Source organism: Chengkuizengella sediminis (assembly GCF_010078385.1).
Taxonomy (GTDB): domain Bacteria; phylum Bacillota; class Bacilli; order Paenibacillales; family KCTC-33759; genus Chengkuizengella; species Chengkuizengella sediminis.
Genome location: NZ_SIJC01000012.1, coordinates 40,156 through 65,826, shown reverse-complemented (window position 1 = coordinate 65,826; position 25,671 = coordinate 40,156). Strand labels below are relative to the sequence as shown.

At 34.0% G+C, this 25,671-nt stretch carries 20 protein-coding genes, 1 riboswitch and 1 other annotated feature; of the genes, 16 read left to right on the top strand and 4 right to left on the bottom strand.

All coding sequences use genetic code 11. From position 1 onward, the window contains the following. The first annotated feature begins 1 nt into the window (after window position 1). The 3 genes from hemC to hemB all read left to right on the top strand — a co-directional run bounded on the left by hemC (window position 2) and on the right by hemB (window position 3,625). Window positions 2–946, top strand: coding sequence for a hydroxymethylbilane synthase (hemC, locus tag EPK97_RS18335; RefSeq protein ID WP_162038086.1), 945 nt, complete (start codon window positions 2–4; stop codon window positions 944–946). After that, window positions 943–2,469, top strand: a complete 1,527-nt coding sequence (gene cobA / locus EPK97_RS18330) for a uroporphyrinogen-III C-methyltransferase (RefSeq protein WP_162038085.1) — start codon at window positions 943–945, stop codon at window positions 2,467–2,469. The genes hemC and cobA overlap by 4 nt, the downstream gene beginning before the upstream one ends. Before the next feature lie 154 nt (window positions 2,470–2,623). Next, window positions 2,624–3,625 carry a porphobilinogen synthase gene (gene hemB, locus EPK97_RS18325; RefSeq protein WP_162038111.1) on the top strand — a complete coding sequence of 334 codons (1,002 nt, stop codon included), beginning with the start codon at window positions 2,624–2,626 and terminating at the stop codon, window positions 3,623–3,625. 30 nt (window positions 3,626–3,655) lie between these two features. Here hemB and EPK97_RS18320 read toward each other — a convergent pair whose 3' ends face one another. After that, window positions 3,656–3,919, bottom strand: a complete 264-nt coding sequence (locus EPK97_RS18320) for a hypothetical protein (RefSeq protein WP_162038084.1) — start codon at window positions 3,917–3,919, stop codon at window positions 3,656–3,658. A 146-nt stretch (window positions 3,920–4,065) separates the two neighbouring features. On the opposite strand from EPK97_RS18320, the gene hemL reads away from it, so the two are divergent. The 4 genes from hemL to hemG all read left to right on the top strand — a co-directional run bounded on the left by hemL (window position 4,066) and on the right by hemG (window position 9,128). Beyond that, window positions 4,066–5,358, top strand: coding sequence for a glutamate-1-semialdehyde 2,1-aminomutase (gene hemL / locus EPK97_RS18315; RefSeq protein WP_162038083.1), 1,293 nt, complete (start codon window positions 4,066–4,068; stop codon window positions 5,356–5,358). A 313-nt stretch (window positions 5,359–5,671) separates the two neighbouring features. Continuing rightward, on the top strand, window positions 5,672–6,739 hold the full coding sequence (gene hemE, locus EPK97_RS18310; RefSeq protein ID WP_162038082.1) for a uroporphyrinogen decarboxylase: 1,068 nt from the start codon (window positions 5,672–5,674) through the stop codon (window positions 6,737–6,739). After that, window positions 6,736–7,668, top strand: a complete 933-nt coding sequence (gene hemH / locus EPK97_RS18305) for a ferrochelatase (RefSeq protein ID WP_162038081.1) — start codon at window positions 6,736–6,738, stop codon at window positions 7,666–7,668. The genes hemE and hemH overlap by 4 nt, the downstream gene beginning before the upstream one ends. Before the next feature lie 5 nt (window positions 7,669–7,673). After that, entirely contained in the window at window positions 7,674–9,128 is a 1,455-nt protein-coding gene (hemG, locus tag EPK97_RS18300; protein ID WP_162038080.1) for a protoporphyrinogen oxidase, read from the top strand. Window positions 9,129–9,252: 124 nt separating this feature from the next. Here the strand turns inward: hemG and EPK97_RS18295 are convergent, their stop codons facing one another. Next, entirely contained in the window at window positions 9,253–9,420 is a 168-nt protein-coding gene (locus EPK97_RS18295) for a XapX domain-containing protein (RefSeq protein WP_162038079.1), read from the bottom strand. A 98-nt stretch (window positions 9,421–9,518) separates the two neighbouring features. Beyond that, window positions 9,519–9,616: riboswitch (purine riboswitch) on the bottom strand. A gap of 165 nt (window positions 9,617–9,781) precedes the next feature. Here EPK97_RS18295 and EPK97_RS18290 point away from each other — a divergent pair. After that, window positions 9,782–10,879 (top strand): DNA alkylation repair protein, encoded by a 1,098-nt coding sequence (locus EPK97_RS18290; protein WP_162038078.1) that lies wholly within the window; start codon window positions 9,782–9,784, stop codon window positions 10,877–10,879. Between the two features lie 47 nt (window positions 10,880–10,926). Here EPK97_RS18290 and EPK97_RS18285 read toward each other — a convergent pair whose 3' ends face one another. Then, window positions 10,927–11,148: a hypothetical protein gene (locus EPK97_RS18285; RefSeq protein ID WP_162038077.1), complete on the bottom strand. Its 222-nt coding sequence runs from the start codon at window positions 11,146–11,148 to the stop codon at window positions 10,927–10,929. 382 nt (window positions 11,149–11,530) lie between these two features. Beyond that, window positions 11,531–12,502 carry a S8 family peptidase gene (locus EPK97_RS18280; protein WP_162038076.1) on the bottom strand — a complete coding sequence of 324 codons (972 nt, stop codon included), beginning with the start codon at window positions 12,500–12,502 and terminating at the stop codon, window positions 11,531–11,533. A gap of 394 nt (window positions 12,503–12,896) precedes the next feature. On the opposite strand from EPK97_RS18280, the gene EPK97_RS18275 reads away from it, so the two are divergent. The 8 genes from EPK97_RS18275 (at window position 12,897) to murC (ending at window position 25,583) form a co-directional block, all read left to right on the top strand. After that, window positions 12,897–14,123: an FG-GAP repeat domain-containing protein gene (locus tag EPK97_RS18275; protein WP_162038075.1), complete on the top strand. Its 1,227-nt coding sequence runs from the start codon at window positions 12,897–12,899 to the stop codon at window positions 14,121–14,123. Window positions 14,124–14,147: 24 nt separating this feature from the next. Further along, window positions 14,148–15,371, top strand: a complete 1,224-nt coding sequence (locus tag EPK97_RS18270; RefSeq protein WP_162038074.1) for a hypothetical protein — start codon at window positions 14,148–14,150, stop codon at window positions 15,369–15,371. 63 nt (window positions 15,372–15,434) lie between these two features. Continuing rightward, on the top strand, window positions 15,435–16,133 hold the full coding sequence (locus EPK97_RS18265; RefSeq protein WP_162038073.1) for a response regulator transcription factor: 699 nt from the start codon (window positions 15,435–15,437) through the stop codon (window positions 16,131–16,133). Next, window positions 16,133–17,518, top strand: a complete 1,386-nt coding sequence (locus EPK97_RS18260; RefSeq protein WP_162038072.1) for a sensor histidine kinase — start codon at window positions 16,133–16,135, stop codon at window positions 17,516–17,518. Before EPK97_RS18265 ends, EPK97_RS18260 begins: the two co-directional genes overlap by 1 nt. 215 nt (window positions 17,519–17,733) lie before the next feature. Then, a complete protein-coding gene (locus tag EPK97_RS22455; RefSeq protein ID WP_162038071.1) occupies window positions 17,734–19,350 on the top strand; it encodes a LysM peptidoglycan-binding domain-containing protein in 1,617 nt (538 codons plus the stop codon). A gap of 435 nt (window positions 19,351–19,785) precedes the next feature. Then, window positions 19,786–20,038 (top strand) — a binding site (T-box leader). 99 nt (window positions 20,039–20,137) lie between these two features. After that, window positions 20,138–22,798, top strand: coding sequence for a valine--tRNA ligase (locus EPK97_RS18250; RefSeq protein ID WP_162038070.1), 2,661 nt, complete (start codon window positions 20,138–20,140; stop codon window positions 22,796–22,798). A gap of 48 nt (window positions 22,799–22,846) precedes the next feature. After that, a complete protein-coding gene (locus EPK97_RS18245) occupies window positions 22,847–24,190 on the top strand; it encodes a bifunctional folylpolyglutamate synthase/dihydrofolate synthase (RefSeq protein ID WP_240903881.1) in 1,344 nt (447 codons plus the stop codon). Then, window positions 24,141–25,583, top strand: a complete 1,443-nt coding sequence (gene murC / locus EPK97_RS18240; RefSeq protein WP_162038068.1) for a UDP-N-acetylmuramate--L-alanine ligase — start codon at window positions 24,141–24,143, stop codon at window positions 25,581–25,583. The genes EPK97_RS18245 and murC overlap by 50 nt, the downstream gene beginning before the upstream one ends. Window positions 25,584–25,671: the final 88 nt, after the last annotated feature.

Here is a 25,671-nt window from a genome sequence, read left to right as displayed (position 1 = left end):
CATGAGAACAATCATTGTAGGAACAAGACAAAGTCAATTAGCACTGACACAAACCAATCATGTGATTGAAGCGTTAAAAGAAATATGTCAAATGCATCATATTCAAGCTCAATTTGAAATTAAAAAAATAGTTACTAAAGGTGATAAAATTCTAGATGTTACTCTTTCCAAAGTAGGTGGAAAAGGGCTTTTTGTGAAAGAAATCGAACAAGCGATGTTAGATGAAGAGATTGATATTGCAGTACATAGTATGAAGGACATGCCTTCAGAGTTACCAGAAGGTTTAATGATTGGTGCAGTTCCAAAACGAGAAGATGTTAGAGATTGTATCGTATCTCGAGAGAACATATCATTGTCTAATCTCCCCAAAGGAGCAGTGATAGGAACGAGTAGTTTAAGACGTGCAAGTCAAATAAAAAGTTATCGTCCTGATTTTGAAATTAAATTCATCAGAGGAAATATTGGAACTAGAATTAATAAATTAAACGACGGTGAATATGATGCGATCGTACTAGCGACTGCTGGTCTGAATAGAGTGGGATGGCAGGATAAGATAACCGAGTTTATCCCAACAGAGCTTTGTATCCCTGCCGTAGGTCAAGGGGCACTAGGAATAGAGTGTAGAGACGATGATGAGTTTATTATAAAACTCTTATCCCTTTACAATGATAAGAAAACAGCGAAAACTGTTCGAGCAGAAAGAGCTTTTTTAGCTACTTTAAACGGAAGTTGTCAAATTCCTGTAGCTGCCCACGGTATTTTACAGCATGAAGGGGAAACTGCTGACATACAATTAAATGGTTTGGTTGGTTCTCCAGATGGAGAAACCGTGATCAAAGATCAAATAATTGGTAATGATCCAGAGAAGTTAGGTGTCCAATTGGCACAAATATTAATTGATCGGGGAGCAAATCGAATATTAGATGAAGTGAGGGGAGAGAATTGACAAAGGGGAAAGTTTACTTAGTTGGTGCAGGACCGGGGGATCCAAAATTAATTACAGTAAAGGGTTTGGAATCCATCAAAAAAGCGGATGCTATTGTGTACGATAGATTAGCCAGCCCACGTTTACTTACCTATGCAAAACCTGGAACAGAAAAAATATACGCTGGTAAATTACCAAATCAGCACACGATGGATCAGGAGGCAATTAATAGACTATTAGTTGATTTAGCTTTGCAAGGTAAGGTTGTAACACGTTTAAAAGGTGGTGATCCCAATATTTTTGGTCGTGTAGGAGAGGAAGCATCTTTGCTGGTTGACCATAATATTGAATTTGAAATTGTACCAGGTATTACTTCTGCTATTGCTGCTCCTTCCTATGCAGGGATTCCAATAACACACCGTGATTTTAATTCCTCTTTTGCAGTTGTAACAGGTCATGAGAGACCTGAAAAAATAGATTCAACGATTAATTGGGAAAAAATATCAACAGCGACAGAAACGATTCTTTTCTTAATGGGAATTACAAAGATTGGGTACATACGTGATCAATTAATTAAACACGGTAAATCTCCACAAACTCCAGTTGCTCTAATTCGATGGGGCACAAGAGTAGAGCAAAAAACTTTAATTGGCACTTTAGAAACCATTGTTGAACAAGTAGAAAAAGAAAAGTTTAAACCACCAGCCGTTATTTTAGTAGGTGAGGTTGTAAAACTGAGAGAGAAACTAATGTGGTTTGAAAATAAACCGTTATTCGGAAAAAGAGTACTTGTGACTAGAGCACGATCACAAGCTAGTGAACTAGCTGATCAAATTGATGACCTAGGAGGAGAAGCGGTTGAATTCCCTGTCATTGAATTAAAACAACCTGAGAATGAACAAACGTTAAATGAATTAGATAAAGCCCTTCAAAGGTTAGATTCATATCATTGGATCATTTTTACTAGCGTAAACGGGGTAGAATATTTCTTTAAACGGTTAAGAGATTTACGCATTGATATTCGTACGATGCAAAATGCCCGTATTGCTGCTATTGGTCCAAAAACAGCAAACTCCCTTGAAGAACGTGGGCTTGTTGTAGTATCCATTCCAAAACAATTCCAAGGAGAGGGATTGTTAGAAGAAATTTTACCAGAGTTAGAGAAAGGACAACATGTTTTGCTTCCAAGAGCAGATATTGCACGTGAATTTTTACCTCAAGAATTGAGCAAACTTGGATTGAATGTTACGGAAGTAGATGTATATGAAAATGTAATTTGTGATCACGGACTTGAAGAGGTACTGACGTATATAGATAAAAATCGACTTCATATTATAACTTTTACTAGTTCTTCAACGGTTCGTAATTTAGTAGATATTCTTAAGAAAAATGGATATGATGCAAAGCAATATTTAAGGGGTATACAGATCGTATGTATGGGTCCTATTACAGCACAAACTGCGAAAGAATTCGGATTTAGTATAACAAAAGTAGCCAATGAAGCTACGATTGAATCATTGATCGAAGCAATCAAAGAAGTATAAATCTAAATTCAAAAATTTTTTTAAATTGTGTTTACTCTTATTCGTTCCACTTGCAAAGAACGCAAAAGTCACTCACAAGAGTAAATCACTACAGTTTATTTTTTTCTTAGTGATTTACATTGGACGGGGGGAGTAAATGAAGGAGGAAGAAAAATTGGCATTTCCAACAGTAAGACATAGAAGATTAAGAAACAATCGAGCTATTCGTAATTTAGTTAAAGAAAATCATGTAACTGTTCATGATTTAATCTATCCGATTTTTGTAACGGAAGGTGAAGGAATCAAAAATGAAATTCCTTCAATGCCTGGTGTGTACCATTTTTCGTTAGATCAATTAGAAACAGAAATAAAAGAAATTTCGAAGCTAGGTTTACAATCTATTATCCTATTTGGTGTACCCAGTGAGAAAGATAATGTTGGAACACAAGCCTATAATGATCAGGGTATCGTTCAGAAAGCTACTCGTTTAGCCAAACGAATGAACCCGAATTTATTAATAATGGCAGATACATGTTTGTGTCAGTTTATGGATCATGGTCATTGTGGGATTGTTAAAAAATCTGATGATGGAAAAGAGGCTGTTATTGAAAATGATTCTTCCTTAGAATTACTTGTAAAAACAGCTGTATCGCAAGCAAAAGCGGGAGCTGACGTTATTGCTCCATCTAATATGATGGATGGTTTTGTAACTGCGATTCGCTCTGGATTAGATGAGTCAGGATTTGAACATATTCCTATTATGTCCTATGCAGTGAAATATTCATCTGCATTTTATGGTCCATTTAGAGACGCTGCTCATTCCTCACCACAGTTTGGGGATCGCAAAACATACCAAATGGACCCTGCAAATGCTAGCGAAGGAATCCGAGAAGCAGAATCCGATGTAATGGAAGGTGCTGATATTTTGATGGTCAAACCAGGGATGGCATATATGGATATTATTCTTTCATTAAAGCAAAATTTCGACCTTCCGATTGCGGCATATAATGTTAGTGCGGAATATTCCATGATAAAAGCGGCAGCTGAAAAAGGTTGGATAGATGAAAAGGCGGTCGCGATGGAGTTACTAGTAGGGTTTAAACGTGCGGGAGCCGATATGATTCTAACTTACTTTGCAAAAGATGTAGCAAGATGGTTACGTACTGAATCAATATAAGATTTAAATAACCATCCGAAAACTGGGTGGTTATTTAAATCTTTTTAATGTTAAAAGTGAGGTCATCGTGATCAGAGTTGAAAAGGTGGCAAACATAAAACTTCCCATTAAGAAGATAGCAGAGTAGATAGGAACGTACTCTCTCGGAACCTTATCCTTAATCTCAAATCCCAAAAAATAAATTCCAATCTGACTGCCATCAACATGATTAGAATTAACGGTTGGTAAACTAAAACCTTTACTTAACAATAAAATAGAGATTAATATACAAAAATAAGCAATCAACCAACGCATAAATGTCCTCCAGTTTAAATGAGTGATTTTATTTTACTTTAATGAATTACAATTCATATTTATGCGGTTGAAGGTGACTTATACTTTTAAAATAGATGTAGTAAAATAATTTTTAAGTTAACAAGGAAAGTGTGGAGATGTATGAAATGAATCAAAGAATCGATACGAAGTCAAAAGAAGCGTTTGAATTAGCAAAGCAGCATATTCCAGGAGGAGTAAATAGTCCTGTTCGTGCCTTTAAATCTGTAGGATTAACACCAGTTTACATAGAAAAAGCTAGAGGCTCAAGAGTGATAGATATTGATGGTAATAAATACATTGATTATATTGCATCTTGGGGACCGTTAATTTTAGGACATGCTCATCCTGAAGTGATTGAAGCAATAAAATTTACAGCTGAAAAAGGTACAAGCTTTGGTGCACCAACAGAAATTGAAACACAAATGGCACAGCTTGTGTGTGAACGTGTACCTTCCATTGAAATTGTTCGTATGGTTAATTCTGGTACGGAAGCAACTATGAGTGCTTTAAGGTTAGCCAGAGGTTATACAAAACGGAACAAAATATTAAAGTTTGAAGGCTGTTATCATGGACATGCAGATTCTTTATTAATTAAAGCGGGTTCTGGTGTTGCAACCTTAGGTTTACCTGATAGTCCAGGTGTTCCTGAGTCTGTAGCACAAAATACTTTAACTGTACCCTATAACGACATAGAATCAGTTAAGCTAGCATTTGAAAAATTTGGAGAAGATATTGCAGGTGTCATTGTTGAACCGATTGCTGGAAATATGGGGGTTGTACCACCATTACCAGGTTTCTTAGAAGGACTTCGTGATTTGACAACACAGTACGGCAGTTTACTTATTTTTGATGAAGTGATGACAGGTTTTCGTGTTGACTTAAATTGTGCACAAGGACGATTTGGAGTTACTCCAGATCTAACTTGTTTAGGTAAAGTGATCGGTGGAGGTTTACCTGTAGGAGCCTATGGTGGAAAAAGAGAAATAATGGAGCAGATGGCACCAACCGGTCCAATTTATCAGGCGGGTACTTTATCAGGAAATCCTTTAGCGATGGTGGCAGGTTACACTACATTGAAGCTATTAGGTGAACCTGGTGTTTACGAGCAATTGGAAGAAAGGTCTGCGAAATTAGAGGCAGGCTTGATGAAAAATGCAGAAGAAGTTGGAATCGAAAGCACGATGAATCGAATCGGTTCGATGGTTTGTCCATTTTTCACAAGTCAGAAAGTGACGAATTACGAAACTGCAAGTTCCTCTGATTTAAAACGATTTACGAAATATTTTGGGAACATGTTAGACTTAGGTGTCTCCGTTGCACCATCTCAATTTGAAGGGATGTTTGTTTCGTTAGCACATACCGATGAAGATATTGAAACAACGATTGAAGCGCATCGTGAAGCATTGAAGCGACTATAATATATAGAAGTTGTGATTTATACAAAAAGCTGGTGATTCCTACTTGGGGGTCCCCAGCTTCTTATATGGATTTAATCAAATACATGTACACCCTTTTATATTAATAACGATTCCTTCTCTTAAAATACACCCTTATCCCGCTTGCATTATACTTTCAATATTCATATAGCAGTAGTTTAATGAGTAGTTTCAACTTAGTGAAATAGTTTTGTCATACTATTGTCAGATATAAATGAATATTATCGGTTGTGACAAACTCAAAAAAAGGGCATAATTATGGATAGGATATTTCTGAAAAGAGGGAATTTACATAATGAGTGTTCAAGATCGGTTTATAAAGGCATGTCTTAAACAAGAGATAGATACGATTCCTGTATGGTATATGAGACAGGCAGGAAGATATGATCCTGAATATAGAAAAATAAAAGAGAAGTTTACGTTATTGGAAATATGTGAGCAGCCTGAATTAGCAGCAGAAGTGACGATGATGCCTGTCAAAAAATTGGGTGTAGATGCTGCCATTCTTTATTCGGATATTATGAATCCAGTCGCATCGATTGGGATTGACTTTGATATCGTAAAAAATATTGGTCCAGTCATTGATAATCCAATTAGATCAAAAGAAGATGTTTTAAAATTAAAACCGATAGATGTTGAGAAGGATTTATCACATGTCATAGATACTATAAAAATTTTAGATCGTGAATTAACGAAACCATTAATTACTTTTGCAGGAGCACCTTTTACCATTGCGAGTTATATCATTGAAGGAAGACCGTCTAAAAATTACATTAGAACCAAAGAGTTGATGTACAGCGAGCCTAAGATTTGGTTTATGTTGATGGACAAACTAGGAGACATGATCATTACTTATTTAAAAGCTCACTTTGCTGCAGGTGCCAAAGCAATTCAGTTATTTGATAGTTGGGTAGGGGCTTTAGCTCCTAAAGATTTTGAAATATTTGTGCTGCCAACAATTGAACGTATCTTTAAAGAACTAGAAATATACGATCAGCCAAAAATTTATTTTCCAGGGGTTAGCTCAGGTGAATTATTGCCATCCTTAACAAAACTAAAAGCAGATGTAATCGGTTTAGATTGGCGTGTATCCATTCAAGAGGGGCGTCATAGATTAAATCACAAATATGCTGTCCAAGGTAATTTAGACCCACTAATATTAATGGCACCGATGACGGTCATTCAAGATTATGCAAAGGAAATTATTGATCAAGGGATTAACGAGCCAGGATTTATTTTTAATCTAGGTCATGGTTTATTTCCTGAGGCATCCATAGATAAGTTAAAAGAATTAACACAGTTTATACATGAATACTCTCATGCAGCAATTAGCAAAATGCAGAAGGGTAGTGGAGTAAGATGACGCAAAAAATAGGAGTATTAGTCATGTCTTACGGAACACCAGAAAGTATGGATCAAATTGAAGCATATTACACCCATATTCGTAGAGGCAGACCACCTGAACCAGAACAATTAGAGGATTTAATCAGTCGTTATGAGGCCATTGTTGGAGGGTTTTTCCCACTACGTAAAAATACAGATCGACAAGTAGAAGAGATTGAAAAGACTTTAAATAAACAACAATCAGAATACGAGTTTGTATGTTACCAAGGTTTGAAGCATGCTCATCCTTTCATAGAAGATGGGATAGCGAAAATGGTGGAAGATGGGATCACAAAAGCGGTTGGAGTTGTTTTAGCACCACATTATTCAACAATGAGTGTGGGTAGTTATATAAAACGTGCAGAGGAAAAAGCAGATGAACTTGGTTTGAGCATTAACTTTGTTAAAAGTTATCATATGTATCCTAAATTAATTGAAGTTCTATCTGAAAGAGTAAAAGCAGCTTTACAAAAGTTTGAGGGTCTAGATAAAAATGAGATAAAGGTTCTATTCAGTGCTCATAGTTTACCTGAAAAAATATTGGAAATAAATGACCCGTATCCAGAACAACTAATTGAAACTTCTAAAAAAATTGCTGAAAAAACAGGAATTACAAACTGGGATTTTGCATGGCAGAGTGCAGGTCAGACTGCCATGCCGTGGTTGGGACCTGATATACTAGACGTTTTGAATCATATACAAAGTGAAGAAAATGTTCAAGATGTCCTAATCTGTCCGATTGGTTTTGTATCAGATCATCTAGAAATTCTTTATGATATAGATATCGAGTGTCAGCAGGTTGCTCGCAAGTTAGGAATGCATTTAGAGCGTACAGAGTCGTTAAATACAGATCCAAGATATATGGAAACGGTAGCAGAAGTTGTTATAGCCAAACTAGATAAGGATTGATCATGATGGAGAAAACTCCTAAAAAGGTTACCATTGTTGGTGGAGGAATAACAGGTTTAAGCACTGCATTTTATATGAAAAAGAAGTTTTCAGAGCAGGGAATACAGATAGAAATAACCATCGTTGATAAGGATAGTAGATTAGGTGGAAAAATCCAAACATTGTTACATGAAGATTTTGTGATTGAAAGAGGCCCTGATTCTTTTTTAGCTCGAAAATATCCGATTATAAAGATTTCTCGAGAATTAGGTTTAGAGGATCAATTAACAGCTACAAACCCAAACGCAAAGAAAAACTATATTCTTCATAAAGGTAAATTTCACCTAATGCCACCTGGTCTAATATTAGGTATCCCAACAAAAATGGCGCCGTTTATGAAAACGGGTCTAATCTCTTTGCCAGGAAAATTAAGAGCGGGAATGGATTTACTTCTTCCTCGTAGATCTAGTTCAAGTGATGAGACCTTAGGTGGTTTTCTTTCACGGAGACTAGGTAAACAAGTAGCTGAGAATATTGCAGAGCCATTATTATCTGGCATTTATGCAGGGAATCCAAATGAGTTGAGCTTAAAAGCTACTTTTCCGCAATTTCGAGGTATTGAAAAGAAATACCGTAGTTTGATATTAGGGATGGCTATTAGTAGAAAGCGTGCGCCTGCAAATGGAGCTTCAGCTGTTTCGTTGCCGAAAATTGCACAAAATAGTATGTTTCTGACTTATAAAAAAGGATTAAATACACTAGTAGATGCGCTTGTTGAGGAATTAAGTGATGTGAAAGTCATAACAGAACAATCTGTTACCAAAATTACGAAACAATCAAATAAAACTGCAGAAAAAATAAATGAGTATGAAATCACTTTGTCTAATGGAGAAATGATCGAATCAGATGTTGTTGTATTAGCAATCCCACCACATTTTTCAGCAGATCTCTTTACAGATTTAAATCAAGTGCAGCAATTGAAAAAAATAAAATATGCATCAGTTGCCAATGTAATTATAGCCTTTGATAAAAAAGATATAAATCATGATCTGGACGGTTCAGGGTTTGTTATTCCTCGTAAGGAAGGTAGATTCATGACTGCTTGTACTTGGACTTCATCGAAATGGTTGCACACAGCTCCAAAGGGGAAAATATTACTTCGATGTTATGTGGGTAGGTCAGGTGAAGAAGCTTGGAAACAACTTAATGATGAACAGATTATAGAAAAGGTACAACAAGAGATCGGAGATTTAATGGGAATAAAAGCAACACCACTATTCCATAAAGTTACTCGTTTATATAACTCTATGCCTCAATATCCAATTGAGCATTTAAATATCATTGGAAATGCAAGAAAACAATGTGCAGAAAATTATCCAGGTATCTTTTTAACTGGGGCAGGTTATGAAGGAGTTGGCATTCCAGACTGTATAGGTCAGGGAGAAAAAACAGCAGAACAAGTAATACAATTTATACAATAAACTATATCTTTATTTGAAATTAAATTCTCCAAACTATAATGAACGGTTACTAGTTTGGAGAATTTTTTGATTAAATATGGAGATAATCACACACTTTTTGCTTGAGTACTAAGTCAAATGAGTTTTAAGTTGTTAATTTCATAACCCACTCTAAAAGTTTCCCACCTAGATAGACTCCGAATATACCTACGATACCAGCTAAAACTGGTGGGGCCGGAGCAGGGAGTTTTAGCACCTTAAATAACATTCCTACAAGGATTCCTGCTAATAAGCTTAATAGTATTTCTTTCATTTTTAAATCCACCTCTCAAATATAACTATTGTTGTAAATATGATTTCCAAAAAAGGTTTTAAGTATTTTTCAAACTAAAAAAGCCACGAGAAACGTTGTTTGAAACAACATTCTCTCGTAGCCAGATATTTACGGTCATCTGTAGATACCCTCGTCCATATTACGAGGTTATACGAAAATTTATTTCACATGTTTAATTAAAAAACCTGACTGTCGACAGTTGAACGTAAAATATATTAAACCATTTAAAATAATAAGTCAATATATTAAAATTGTAAAAAGAACATTAGTTCCTATTTTGTGTTAAAATAGAACCTAAGGTCATACTTGTGTTAATTGATAATTTAGGAGGATTTAAGAAATGGAACCAGTAAAAAATACATTTAATCAAGTTTTTTTTGAAAAATTAACGGGCACAATTAGTAAATATGATTCCAACTTTTCTAAGGAATTGTTTTTAAAAAAGGTATTTACAAATGAATGGGATGGATATGAATTAAAGGAAAGAATGCACCATATAACGCAGTGTTTACATGAGACATTGCCTAAAGATTATGAGTCTGTTATTGAAATTTTAATGAAAGTGGCATCAAAGGTAACATTTAAATTTGGATTTGCACCCATGATATTTCCTAACTTTGTGGAGTTGTACGGATTAGATGATTGGGATATTTCAATCAAGGCATTAGAGGAATTCACCAAGTATTCTTCTTCTGAATTTGCTGTTCGTCCATTTATTATCAAGGATGCTCATAGAATGATGGAAAAGATGGCAGAGTGGGCACGTCATGACAATCAACATATTCGCAGACTTGCCAGTGAAGGATGTCGTCCACGATTGCCTTGGGCTATTGCTTTACCTGCTTTTAAAAAAGATCCTTCTTTGATACTACCTATATTAGAAATGTTAAAAAATGATCCAGAAGAATACGTAAGAAGAAGTGTCGCCAATAACTTAAATGATATTTCTAAAGATCATCCAAAATTGATTTTACAAGTAGCTAGAAAGTGGTTAGGTGAATCTAAAGAAACGGATTGGTTAGTAAAACACGCACTACGTACGTTATTAAAAGCTGGAGATACCGAGGCTCTATTAATGTTCGGTTTTAGTGATCCAAAATATATTGACGTTGCTAATTTTCAAATAAATACTGACAAAGTAAATATCGGTGATATACTTTCTTTTTCATTTGAACTTCAAAAAAATAAAGAAACAGATGAGAAAGTGCGCATTGAATATGCGATCTATTTCATGAAAGCAAATGGAGAATTAACGAAGAAAGTGTTTAAAATATCTGAACGTGTGTTAACTAGTAATAGTGAAGATATAAATAGAAATCATTCTTTTAAATTAATCACGACTCGAAAATATTATCCAGGTATGCACAAAGTGTCTATCATAATTAATGGTGTTGAAAAGGTTGTTGGGGATTTCGAATTAATAGAAAAACTTGATTAAATATTAAAAGGGTTGTATCTACTACATCCCTTTTAATTGATTCAATACTAGGCAGGACCAACACACCATCCATTTGGAAGAAAAATGATCGTATTCTCATTTTTACCTTCTTGTCGTAATGCTATAACAGAGTTCTTAGCAAACTTAAATTTCCCTTGTACAAAACTACCATCTACTGTCCCGACACGAATGAGCTGGTTTTTCTCGAAGGTACTATTGATGGTATTTTCAAAACCTAATGTACTTTTTATATCAATAGTTTGTGCCATGTGAAATTCACCTCCAATTCTCCAGAATTGTAGTGTGATATTTGATTGATGTTTATTTCAAAAAAATTTAGGATAGTTATTTTAATATACTGTTATAATCTGAAGTATAATATATGCTATCCATTATCTACAAGTTGTATATGACTATTTTAATATTTTTAGGTCAATAACAGATTCCTGAATGTTTAAAACATTCTACTATCTATTAAATCTGAATGAAACGCTAATGAACCAAATTAACTTTGGTGTAATCATTGGCATTTTATTATTTAATAATTTATATAAAAAAAATTAGTTGAATTTTGCTAATATTTTTAAGGTACATAAAAAACCACCCTGTAGGGTGGTAATATGAACATTTTTATTAATTTAGCCCTCTCTTTTAAGATATATTAGACATATTAATCATACATAAAGGACTTAAAATTCCTGAAATTCTATCTGGTAATGCTAAGGAAACGAGACCATTTCCTTCTATTGTTTTTGGATATCCTACGGATACGGTTCTTTTTATTAATTGTGCATATAATTCAGCTTCAGTTAATGGTCTGCCAAATTCTTTTGCACTAATATTTTTTAATAAAGCTAATGCTCCTGAAACATGGGGAGTAGCCATTGAAGTCCCGCTTAATTCTGTGAATTTATTTCTTGGATAAGTTGAAATGACTTTCACACCGGGAGCGACTAAATCAATCTCATTATTAGAATTTGTAAAATTAGCAGATCTTTTTTCAAAATCAATGGCACCTACTGAAATAACTTCATTGTAACTGCCAGGATACGAATACTCATTTGTATGAGATCGTCCGTCTCCTTCATTCCCTGCTGCACAAACAACTAATATATTTTTTTCAACTGCATTGATTACAGCTTGATGTAACTCAGGGATATCGTGAGGACCTCCTAAAGACATAGAGATAATATCTACGTTTTTATCAACTGCGTAATTGATTGCATTAATAATCCAATCGTAACTTCCAGAGCCGTATTTCCCTCCTAAAGCTTTTAAAATTAATAAACTTGCTTCAGGTGCTACACCGACAACTCCACTTCCATTTATACTTGCTGCAATTGTTCCTGCTACATGCGTTCCATGTCCAATATAATCACTAAATTTGTTAGGGTTTCCATTATCATCATCTGTAAAATTTCTGCCCCCAATGACTCTGTCTTTTAAGTCAGGATGGTCTCTATCACAACCAGTATCAATAATAGCAATTACAATACCTTTTCCTCTTTCACTTTGATCCCAAACTTCTGGTGCTTGAATCATCCTAACTCCTTGAGGGATTTCATTCACTTGCACATTTTTTTTATCCACTTTATAAGGGATAAGCTTAAAATCTTTGTCCATTTTTTTAACCTCCCAATTCATTTTTTAAAACTATGAGTAAAAAGATACTACTTGTTCATCATATGAATGAAAGTAAAATGAAGGCACGGTCATAACCTAATTAAGTGTACAAATTTAATGTATTTAATAAAAAATGATGCATGTGTTGATTTGAAAATGCCATAAATAATAAGGTGAGTTTGTAGAATGGATTAAAACTTTGTGTGATGAAAATAAAATTGAGGTGAATGTTAAAAATTGGTTTTATAATTATAACATACATTACAAGAGTTGAACAATCCTATTCGAAATAAAAAGTGTGACATTCTTTTGTTACCATTTGTCACTAATTGAAAACTAATAAATTATATAATACTCATGAAGAAAAAAAGTTTTCACTTTCAGGAGGCGTATCGTGAGAAAAATATACATCATATTTTTTATGACTTTTTTATTATCTGGTTGTGTTGTTTTTGAAACAAATGAATCGCTGATGAAACCCCCTCAACCGGTTTCTAATATAAATGCAGTTATTCAATCCTATTTACCTAGTGATACATCCATTATCAAAGCTTCAACTGGTGAATATCTAAATTCGTATTCTTTAATTGATCTAGATGGAGATGGATTATTGGAGGTTGTCGCATTTTACACTGGGAAACAAAAGGTTACAGTACATGGTATGGTTTTAAAAGAAACAAATGGAGAATGGAACGTTGTTCACACTTTTGAGGGAGATGGCAATGCACTTTATGAATTAGATTTTGTTGATGTAACAAATGATGGGCTTTTAGAAATCGTAGCTGGATTCTCATTTTCGGATGCTTATGAAGTAAGGGGGTTAGTGATTTATCAATATGATGGAAATGAAATCAGCAGAAACTTTAATACCTCGTACACATATAAAGTGATGGATGATTTGAATGAAGATGGAGTGGAAGATATAACCGTTATTCTTCTTGATGAAAATCATCACTCAAATAAGGCTTCTATATACAACTATGTAACTCAAGAAATGAAGTTAATTGATTCTTTACCACTTAACCCAATTATGCTTGGGTATTATAACATCGTTAGTGGTTATGTAAATTGGGAGCGAGAAAAAGGCATTGTTCTAGATGTGGCCAACGGAATGCATACAGCTTATACAAATATTCTGTTATTTGATGGTTCCAATTTAAAAAGTGTTTTTAACGAAGAGGAAGAGCCTAATGATAAGGTTTATAGGTTGAATAGCGAAGACATTAATTATGATGGAATTATAGAAATCGGTATACCTCGGATTCCTGTTGGATATGAAGATGAAGAGGATAGGTATATTCCTTATATAAATAGTTATTATCGCTGGGATGGAGACAAAAGATTACAGTTTGTTAGTGAACGATATAATAATTATAAATATGATTACCGCTATGAACTACCTTGGTTTCCAGAATACGTGACGATTGAAAGCAATTTTGATTTTAAAGAAATAAAATTTATTAGTACAGAGGATCAAAGTCTTTTATTTGATATCTATGTTATACCTATAACAGAAGAAGATAAACTTAAAGGGAAAATTGAATTAGCCCGAACAGACAGATATGTGTATTGTACTACGGTAGATGATAAAAATTTACAAAGGGAATTTCAGTTGCTGTAGAGAGAATGAAGATGGAGGTGCATCGTGAAAAAAATATATATCATACTGATTTTTTCTTTTTTAATATCTGGCTGTGAAATTTTAAAAAAAAATGAATCATTGATGACCCCTCCCCAGCCTGTTTCTTTAATTAATGAAGCTATAAAATCCTTTATTCCAAGTGATGCCACAATTCTTGAAGCAGTAACTGGGGAATACCAGAATTCCTATTCATTGATTGATCTGGACGAGGATGGTTTATTTGAAGCCATTACATTTTATACAAGTAATCAGGAAACATACGTAAAAGGATTGGTGCTGAAAGAAACAAATGGAAAATGGGATATCGCTCAAACCTTTGAAGGGGATGGGAATGCACTCTATGAATTAGATTTTGTTGATGTAACAAATGATGGTCGTTTAGATATTATAGCAGGGTTCTCTTTTGTAAAAGATAATCTTTATTTAAACAATAGACTTACAATTTATCAATATGATGTAAATAAAATCAGTAAAATTTTCAATACTTCCTACACTTATAAAGAAATGGATGATTTAAACGGGGATGGGATAATGGATGTAACTATTTTTCTTCTTGAAGAGAATCATATTTCACACGAGGCTTCCGTTTACAATTTTATCAACTATGAAATGGAATTTATTGATTCTTTATCCCTTAATCCAAGCACACTTGGAGTTATTCCGAAAAGTGGTTATGTGGCTAGAGATCAAAGAGGTATCGTTATTGATAACGTATATGGAGCTCACTCTGCATATACGAATATCCTTTTATTTGACGGATTAAAACTAAAAAGTGTATTTGATGATGAAGATCTACCAAACTATAAGGCTACAATGTTAGAAAGTGAAGATATCAATCATGATGGAATTATCGAAATTGGTATTCCCCGGATTCCTGTTGGGTTTGATGATGGACATGCTTATACTCCGTATATTCATAGTTTTTATCAGTGGGATGGAGAAACGAGGTTGAAATTTGTACAAGAGCGTTATGACAATTATGAATATGGTTATCGCTTTAACTTTCCTTGGTCAAATCAAAACGTAACCATTGTAAGTAATCTTGACTTTAAGGAAATTAAATTTATAAATACTGAGGATCAGAATCTTTTATTTGATGTTTATGTGATTCCAGTATCAGAAGAAGAGAAACTTGAAGGGAAAATTGAATTAATTCGAACAGATACTTACGTGTATTGTACCACTATAGATGATAAACAATTACAAAGAAGTTTTCATTTACTTTGATGGTAAAAAAGAAATCAAAGAACCTTCTTTCATAACAGGTTTAATATAAGGGTAGGTGGTAATTTGAGTAAAATATTAATAGTTGAAGATGAAAATAGCATTCGAAGATTTATTCATATTAATTTAAAACGACATGGCTTTCATGTATTGGAAACAGACAACGGTGAAGAAGCTCTTGAAATTGTCAATAGAGAACTGGATATAGATATTGTTATATTGGATGTGATGTTGCCAGGTATAGATGGCTTTGAAGTGTGTGATAAAATTCGAGAATTTAATGAGCACATTGGTATTATTATGCTTACTGCAAAAGTACAAGAAACGGATCATATTAACGGTTTATTGTCAGGAGCGGATGACTACATTAACAAACCCTTTAGTCCCAAAGCTCTTATTGCGAGAATACAATCCTTATTAAGAAGATTAAATGTATCCTCTCGTCAAATAAATACAGAGGAGCAAAATATCAATTCGCCACTTATCGAACTCTTTCCAAAAACCAATAAGATAAAAAAAAGTGGTGAGCTCATTGATCTTACTCAAACTGAATTTCAGTTATTGAAAATATTAATGGAAAACAAAGAACCTATTAGTAGAAACGATTTGTTAGATGAAATTTGGGGATTGGATTATGTGGGAGACGCCAAAATAGTGGATGTAAACATCAGAAGACTTAGAAAAAAAATTGAAGATGATCCCTCTAAACCAACAATCGTTAAAACAATATGGGGTTATGGATATCAATGGACAGGTGATGAATAATGTCAGGCATAAAAAAAAGAATTGTAACTCACTACACGCTTGTCGTATTTTTAACAATCGCATTACTAGAAGGTATTTTTCTTACATTTATTCACTTTTATTACTACGATGGGATTGAGAAAATACTGAAAAATCATGCTCAGGTTTCTTCTTCCTATGCGAACCGCTACATGAGTTTAAATTCATACAATCTAGATGGTAATTTACAATTAATTAAAGATCAATTTTCATATGAAGGAGCAGAGCTTCAAATCATAAATCAACAAGGAAAAGTTCTTTTAACATCCAGTGGAATAGGGCTTGATGAGGTGATCAAAACAGAAGATGTACTACAAGCATTAAAAGGCGTTGAAACCTCCTGGAGAGGAGACCACTTCTTAACTAATGAAAAAGTATTAGCAGTATCTACTCCATTATTTGAAGGTGAAAAGCCGTTTGCAGTATTGCGGTTTATTACATCACTAGAAAATGTGGATCAGACGGTATTTAACATTTACTCAGTTTCGATCGGTATAGGTCTTATGATTTTATTTGTTATTTTTCTTGTAAGTATTACTTTAGCTAAATCCATAGCTAGCCCAATTAACGAATTAACAAAAGCATCAGAGAAAATAGCACAAGGTAATTTTAAAAGTAAAATAAAAGAAACCTATATTGATGAGATTGGCACATTGGCAAAAACATTTAATGTGATGGCAGATGAACTCACTAAAAATGAAAAAATGAAAAATGAATTTATTTCGTCAATTTCACATGAAATTAGAACTCCATTAACAAGTATTAAAGGTTGGAGTGAAACGATTGTATCTGGAGATTTATCTGATAAACAAGAAACAATGGAAGGTTTGCAAACCATTCAGGACGAAACAGAGAGATTGATAGGTTTGGTTGAAGAGTTATTAGATTTTTCAAGGTATCAAGCGAGTTCTCTCACATTAAAAAAGAAATCATTTAACTTTACTAAACTAATAAATGAAGTCATTTTCCAGATGAAAACAAAAGTGAAGGAAAAGAACATGAACATAATATTTCATTATGATCAGGAACTGCTTATTACAGGGGATAAAAATCGTCTTAAGCAAGTATTAATTAACTTGTTAGATAATGCGATTAAATATTCACCTAAAGATACAGCAATCACTTTAAAAATTGAAAAAAATGAAAATAATGTAAATCTCCACATAAGCGATGAAGGTGTTGGAATTAACAAAAACGAACTCACATCTGTTACAAAAATGTTCTATCAAGTAGATGCTAATCAAAGTGGTACAGGTCTCGGTTTAGCAATTTGTCAGAAAATCATTGAACTCCATCAGGGACAACTTTACATTAAAAGTAGTAAAAACGAAGGCACTACTGTCACGGTTTCACTTCCTAAGAAGTGATTTTTTAACAAAATCTACCGCGCTCCGATGGGAGCTTATGTTCAGTCTGGGTGCTTTATATAGTTATTATATCGGAATATTTTGGAAACACATATGCTGAAAGAATAAAAAGTAGTCATGGTTATCCTCCTTTATCCATATAAATTTACAGAGACATGATTTATTCCTTTTACGAGGATTTAGAAAGGTTCATTTTATTGAGGGGAGGATTTAATGTGAATGATCAGCCAAAAGGATTACGATTTGATATTTTTGAGAGAGTACATTTACCCGAAGATATTGAGGGAATTCAAGATTTAGACGATATTGAATTAATCCCGGATATACATTTAGAAACAAGAGGAGATCAGGCAAATTTAGTAGGTAAATTAATACTTTCTGGACAATATGTAGGTATCAAAGATAAACATAATAAAAGAATACTAGAACATTTTATTCCAGTTGACATAACATTACCTTTAAATCGGATTCACAGCTTAGAAGAAATCGGAGTTGAAATTGAAAACTTTGATATAGATTTACTTTCCACTAGGAATTTAAATGTATCAGGTGTTCTTTCTCTAGTTGGAATAGAGGTTCAATCGAATCAAGATGATCACTGGAATAATGTTGAGGAGACAGTTTTTGTTCATCATACAAATGAAAACAAACCAGAATGGAATGGAGAAACAGCAGCACCATTTCTGGAAGAAACGACGGCTCAAAACTTCAATCCTATGCAAGCAAGAGGAGATATCCCTAGGTTTGAAAGTACACGCAAAGAACCTATTGTTGAGGCTTTAGAAAAAGAAGTGGAAGAAGAAGCTGAAATTGAAAAAATTGAGAAAATAGAAGAAGTAAAGGAAGAAGTAAAGGAAGAAGTAAAAGAGGAAGTAGCGGAAAAGAAAAAAGAGGAACCGGTCGTAGAGAAAAAAGTAGAAATGAAAATTCAATTGAAAAAAGAAGTGAAAAAAGAAACAGTAAAAGAAACGAAAGAAAAGGCAATGAAAGAAACAAAAGAAGAAGCAGTGAAAGAAACCAAAGAATTACCTGTGAATGAAGAGAAAAGTGATGTAGAAGAAAAAGAAAAAAGTAAGATACCTAATCCAATTAAACCATTACTAGAAAAACTAGGTAAAACTAGTGATAAAAGTAGAAAAGAGCCAGTTAAAGAAGTAGAAGAGTTAGCCGTTAAACCAAAAATAGAAAAGAAAGAAATCATTGAAGAAGTGAAGGAAGAAAAGAAAGAGAAACCTGTTGTTGAGAAAAAAGTAGAAATGAAAATTGAAATGAAAAAAGAAATCAAGAAAGAAGTAAAAGAGGAAGCTAAAAAATCAAAAAAAGATAATGAAGAGAATACAACAGATGTTGAGGAAGCAGAGTTAGAGGATAATTCAAATGTTGAAGCTCTTGAAGAAGCCGAAAATGAACAAAAAGAAAGTAAATCTTCCAAGTTCAAAATTGCATTTTTAAGTAAAAAATCATCAAATGATGAGTCCACAGAAAATAAATTTTCCAATAAATTAAAGTCCTTATTACATAAAAAAGATAAAGAAGAAGATACGAATGAGAATAGAGGTACGGATGATTTAGCTGATTTTGAAAATAATGAAAATGTAGAAGCAACAGAGGGAAGAGATGAAGGATTAGAATGGAAAAAATTATTTTTAACAGAAGAAGAGGAAACACATCAATTTAAAAAAGTTAGAATGTGTATCGTACAAAAAGAAGAGACACTTGATACGATTGCAGATAAATATGAATTAAATCCAAGAGAAATTTTGCTATATAACCGGTTTAGTGACCAAGAAGATGTATTTGCCGGTCAGGTAATTTATATTCCTCAAAAATAAAAATTCAAAATATGAATGAAAAAAACCGTCCTTAAGATGATCTTTAAGATCACTGAGAGCGGTTTTTTTGGGGTTAAACTATATTTAAAAGAAGTGCTAAAAAAACAACAAACAATATAAATAAAATAAATACATCTAATGGATTTGGGATAATTAACGTTCGAAAAAATTGAAGGCATATCAGAGGAAAAAGAACCCCCTTAATTGTGAATCTAATCTTCCACCATGTTTGTCTCACAACATCACCTCTCATTTCTTCTTGTTAACTTCTTTTTATTTTATATTTCCTTTATGATCCCTCATGAAGATGTATAACTTTTTGGGGTATATTTTATGTTTATGAATGTAGTAAAGTTGGTTATGATGATAATATAACAAAAAATGTAGAAAATATTGACTGAATGAATGAACATAGGTATGATATGAGTTATAAAATCAAAAACGAAGATAGGGAGTAGTAAGTAGCCAAACCTTCAGAGAACGGAACTCTTGGCTGTGAGGTTTCGTAGGTTGTAACTGCTGAAGTCGCCCTGGAGTTGCAAAATAGATCGTTTTTCAAATTTATTTTTTGACGAACAATCAATGAATGCCGGTTACAGCCGTTATCTGTTTGAGTGTCGTTTCATATTATGATATTTTGAAACGAAATAAAGGTGGTACCACGGAAGCAAAACCTTTCGTCCTTTGAGGATGAAGGTTTTTTTTGTTTTACTTTTTGAATTTATAAATGTAATTAATGATAAAAGTAAAAGTGTAACTACACTATTTAAATTAGGAGGAAAATAAAATGTCAGAACCAAAATCTAATATTGAAATGCCTACAACTTATAATCCGAAAGAAGCGGAACAAAAATGGTATGATTATTGGTTGAAAAATAAATATTTTGAAGCGGGGAAACGAAAAGATGCAGAATCCTATACCATCGTCATTCCACCCCCTAACGTAACGGGAATGTTGCATATCGGTCATGCTTTGACCTTTACTTTACAAGATATATTGATTCGAATGAAACGAATGCAGGGTTATGATACTTTATGGCTTCCAGGTACTGACCATGCCGGTATAGCAACCCAAGCTAAGGTAGAACAAAAACTTCGAGCAGAGGGTACTTCAGGTCATATTTTAGGTCGTGAGAAATTTATAGAAAAAACTTGGGAATGGAAAGAAAAATATGCGAGTACAATTCGGGATCAATGGAGTAAAATAGGCTTGTCGTTAGATTATTCCCGAGAAAGATTTACGTTAGATGAAGGGCTATCCAAAGCGGTACGCGAAGTGTTCGTGAAACTATATGAAAAAGGATATATATACAGAGGTAAATATATTATTAACTGGGATCCAACTGCAGCAACAGCACTTTCAGATATAGAAGTTGAATACAAGGAAGTACAAGGGAAATTATATCACTTACAATATCCACTTGCAGATGGCAGTGGAACGATTACGGTTGCTACAACACGTCCTGAAACGATGTTAGGGGATACCGCTGTTGCCGTTTATCCAAGTGATGAGAGATATACAGATATGATCGGCAAAAAGATACGATTACCGATTATAGGTAGAGAAATTCCTGTTATAGCGGACCAATACGTTGAAAAAGAGTTTGGTAGTGGTGCAGTAAAAATTACACCTGCTCATGATCCTAATGATTTTGAGATCGGTCAACGTCATGAATTACCTCAAGTTTTAGTGATGGATGAAACAGGAAAAATGAATGAAAATGCTGGGAAATATCAAGGATTGGATCGTTTTGACTGTCGTAAACAAATTGTAAAAGATCTTGAAGAACAAGGTGTGCTAATTAAGATAGAAGAGCATGTGCATCAAGTAGGTCATAGTGAACGAAGCGGGGCTGTGGTGGAACCCTACTTATCTACACAATGGTTTGTAAAAATGGAGCCATTAGCAGAAGCGGCAATTAAAGAGCAGAAGTCTAATCAGGGAGTAAAATTTGTGCCTGATCGATTTGAAAAAATCTATTTAGGTTGGATCGAAAATGTTCGTGATTGGTGCATCTCAAGACAATTATGGTGGGGACATCGAATTCCGGCTTGGCATTGTGAAGATTGTGGTGAAATCATCGTATCACGAGAAGAAGCTACATCCTGTTCTAAATGTGCTAGTAGCAACCTAAAACAAGATGAGGATGTATTAGATACTTGGTTTAGTTCGGCGTTATGGCCATTTTCTACATTAGGATGGCCTATGGAAACCGAGGACATAAAACGTTATTATCCTACGGATGTCCTTGTAACTGGATATGACATCATTTACTTCTGGGTAGCAAGGATGATTTTTAGTGGATTGGAATTTACGGACCAAAACCCATTTAAAGATGTATTAATTCATGGATTAGTTAGAGATTCAGAAGGACGGAAAATGTCCAAATCTTTAGGGAATGGAGTAGACCCACTTGAAATTATAGAGAAGTATGGTGCTGATGCGATGCGATTTATGATTTCTACAGGGAGTACACCTGGTCAAGACCTGCGTTTTCACTTGGAAAAGGTAGAGCAAGCTCGTAACTTTGCGAATAAAATTTGGAATGCATCACGATTTGCATTAATGAATCTTGAAGGTTTTACTTATGAAGATATAGATTTAACTGGAGATTTAGATACAGCAGATCAATGGATTTTACATCGTTTAAATGAAACGATTCAAGATGTTACACGCTTAATGAATAATTATGATTTTGGTGAAACTGGACGTCTTTTATATAATTTTATATGGGACGATTTCTGTGATTGGTACATTGAGATTGCAAAATTAAATTTATATGGTGAAGATGAGGCTGCAAAAAAACAAACACAATCCGTTTTAAGTTACGTATTAGATCAAACGATGCGTTTAATTCACCCTTTTATGCCTTTTATTAGTGAAGAAATTTGGCAACATCTACCTCATCAAGGTGAATCCATTGTACTTGCAGAATGGCCGAGATTTGATGCAGCTAGAGTAAATCCTGAATCTGTTCAACAAATGAACTTGATGATGGATATCATCCGTGCTGTTAGAAACATTCGAGCTGAAGTGAACGTACCAATGAGTAAACAAATTGAATTATGCATTAAACCAAAAGATGAACAAGTTTTATCCATTTTAGAAAAAAATAAAGAGTATATTTCAAGATTTTGTAATCCATCCAAATTAGAATTGAACATCAAACTGGAAACGCCTGAAAAAGCGATGTCGGCTGTAGTAACAGGTGCAGAGCTATATCTCCCTCTTGCAGGATTGATTAATATTGAACAGGAAATTAATCGATTAGAAAAAGAAATTGAAACGTTAAACAAAGAAGTAGAACGGGTAGATAAGAAACTTTCGAATCAAGGCTTTATTGCAAAAGCACCTGCTAAAGTCATTGAAGAGGAAAGAGCAAAACAAGCCGACTATTCTGAAAAGCGAGGTAAAGTATTAGAGCGGATTAAAGAATTACAGGGATAGTTTGAACACATATTAGGAAAATCCGCTTTATCTGAAAGGAAGGTCATGATGTTTAATAGTTATATTGAAGCAAGGGATTGGATTAACAGCAGTATTCCATTTGGCATCAAACCAGGGTTGGAGAGAATGAAGGTATTCATGGATAAGTTAGGCAATCCACATCGCAGGTTAAAGTTTATACATGTAGCAGGTACAAACGGTAAAGGTTCTACTTGCGCATTTCTTAATCAAGTATTGCAAGAAACTGGATATAATGTGGGGATGTTTACATCCCCCTATATTCAAAGGTTTACGGACCGTATACAAATGAATGGTCAAGATATTCCTGAGGAAGATGTATTATCACTAACAAATGAACTAAAACCCATTGTAGATGAAATGGCAGAAAGTGAACTAGGCTCACCCACAATGTTTGAAATCACTACAACTTTGGCAATACTGTATTTTTCAAAGGTTTGTTATCCTGATTATGTTATCTTGGAAACGGGACTGGGTGGGTTGTACGATTCAACGAATATCGTTACTCCTATTGCTTCTGTGATTACAAATATTGGTCACGATCATATGGATATACTTGGTGATACGATTTCACAAATCACTGAGCAGAAAGCAGGCATTATTAAACCGGGAGTTCCTGTAATCAGTGCTGTGGAACAAAAAGAAGCGATTGATGTAATCAAACAAACTGCCATAGAAAATAGAAGTACATTGTATCTGTTAAACGAGCAGTTTCAATACGATATGATAAACATGAGTGAAGAAGAACAAAGCTTTCATTTTCAGAGTCCCTTTCGCTCTATCGATTCCATAACTATTTCCATTATAGGGGAACATCAATTTAAAAATGCGTCCGTTGCATTGATGGTTATAGAAGTGTTGAGACAATATCAAGCACTTATTGTTGAAGAAGATGATCTTAAGTTTGCATTTAAAAAAATGAAATGGCCTGGAAGACTTGAATTTGTTGGTTCAAATCCACGTATTTTATTAGATGGGGCACACAACGAGGAAGGTGCTGAATCTTTAGCGAAAACTATGAACGAATTATATACAGGTACAAAAGTCCATTTTATGCTAGGAATGCTTGATTCAAAGAATCATCGCGGGTACTTAGAACATATACTACCAGTAGTTAATACATTGGTGATAACCGAGCCTGATTTTAGAAATAAATGTGATGCTCAAAAATTATTTGAAATTACAAAAGAATTAACGAAAAACAATAATATTGATCTTGAGATTATAGTTGAATCTGACTGGAAGAAAGCACTTAAATATTTAATAGAGAAAACGAATAAAGATGATCTAGCAGTTGTTACAGGAACTTTATATTTAATCTCTGATGTTCGTTCTAATTTGTTACAATACTCTGACTCAGAAAAAGGTTGGTGAAAATACATTGAATAACTCATCTGAACATGTCCATTTTATTGGGATTGGTGGTTATGGCATGAGCGCAATCGCACGGGTTATGCTGGAAATGGGATATCGTGTTACAGGATCGGATGTCACTAGCAAAGATTTAACTGATAAATTAATTGCAAAAGGGGCAAAGGTCTTTATAGGACATGAACCTAATAATGTCCAAGGAGCAGACATGGTTGTTTACTCAACCGCGTTGTCTAAAGATAATGTAGAAATGGTTGCAGCAGAAAAGCTGAAAATTCCTGTCTTACACCGAGCACAAATGCTTGCAAAATTAATGAACGAGAAACAAGGCATTGCGATTGCAGGTGCACATGGTAAAACGACCACATCTTCAATGATTGCACTTGTTATGGAAAAAAACAACTTAGACCCCACTTACATTATTGGTGGAGAAATCGTAAATGTAGATAGTAATGCGAAAGCTGGTACTGGTGATTATGTTGTTGCAGAAGCAGATGAAAGTGATGGATCATTTTTACAATATCACCCATCAATCGCTATTGTCACAAACATAGAAGCAGATCACTTAGAAAATTATGATGGGGATTTTATGAAATTGAAACAAGCATATGCTCGATTTTTGAGTCAAGTAAAAAACGGTGGAAAATCGATTGTTTGTTTGGATGATCCATATTTGCAAGAGATGAAAAATGACTTGCATGGAGATATTATCACTTACGGTATTAAAACAGATGCGGATTATAGAGCAACAAACGTCCAATTAGGGGATCGAAAAATCAAATTTGATGTTCAGCATAAAGAAGAAACATTAATTGAAGTAGAACTTCCTGTCCCTGGAAAACACAATGTATACAATGCCTTAGCTACCTTCACTGTATGTTCTCTTGCGGGTTTAACTCCAGAACAAATTGCAAAAGAAATTAAGATGTTTCGAGGTGCTAAACGTCGTTTTCAGGTTCTAGGGGAAGTAAATGATATATTGGTGATTGATGATTACGCACATCATCCAACGGAAATCCAAGCAACGATTTCTGCTGCAAAAGCTACAGAAAAACGTATTATTGCAGTATTTCAACCACAGAGATACACTCGAACCTATTTTCTTTTTGAACAGTTTAGCAAGGCATTTCATGAAGCGGATGAAGTCATTATTACAGATATTTATTCACCTGCTGGTGAAGAGCAAATTGAAGGCATTAATTCTGAAAAACTGGTTGAACTCATTCGTAAAAACAGTAATCCAAACGTAAAACATATTGCTACGAAGGAAGAAGTGACAGCTTATTTGAGTCAAACGGTCGTAAGGGATGATCTTGTCATTACAATGGGAGCAGGAGATATTTGGAAAGCGGCAGAAAAATTAGTTGAATCGTTAAAAGAAAAATTTGGTGCTTGAATCATGTTTTAAGAAAGAAACAAAACGTTCTAAATTGATCTCAATGAAGTGATCATTTAGAACGTTTTTTTAAATATAGAAGTAATGA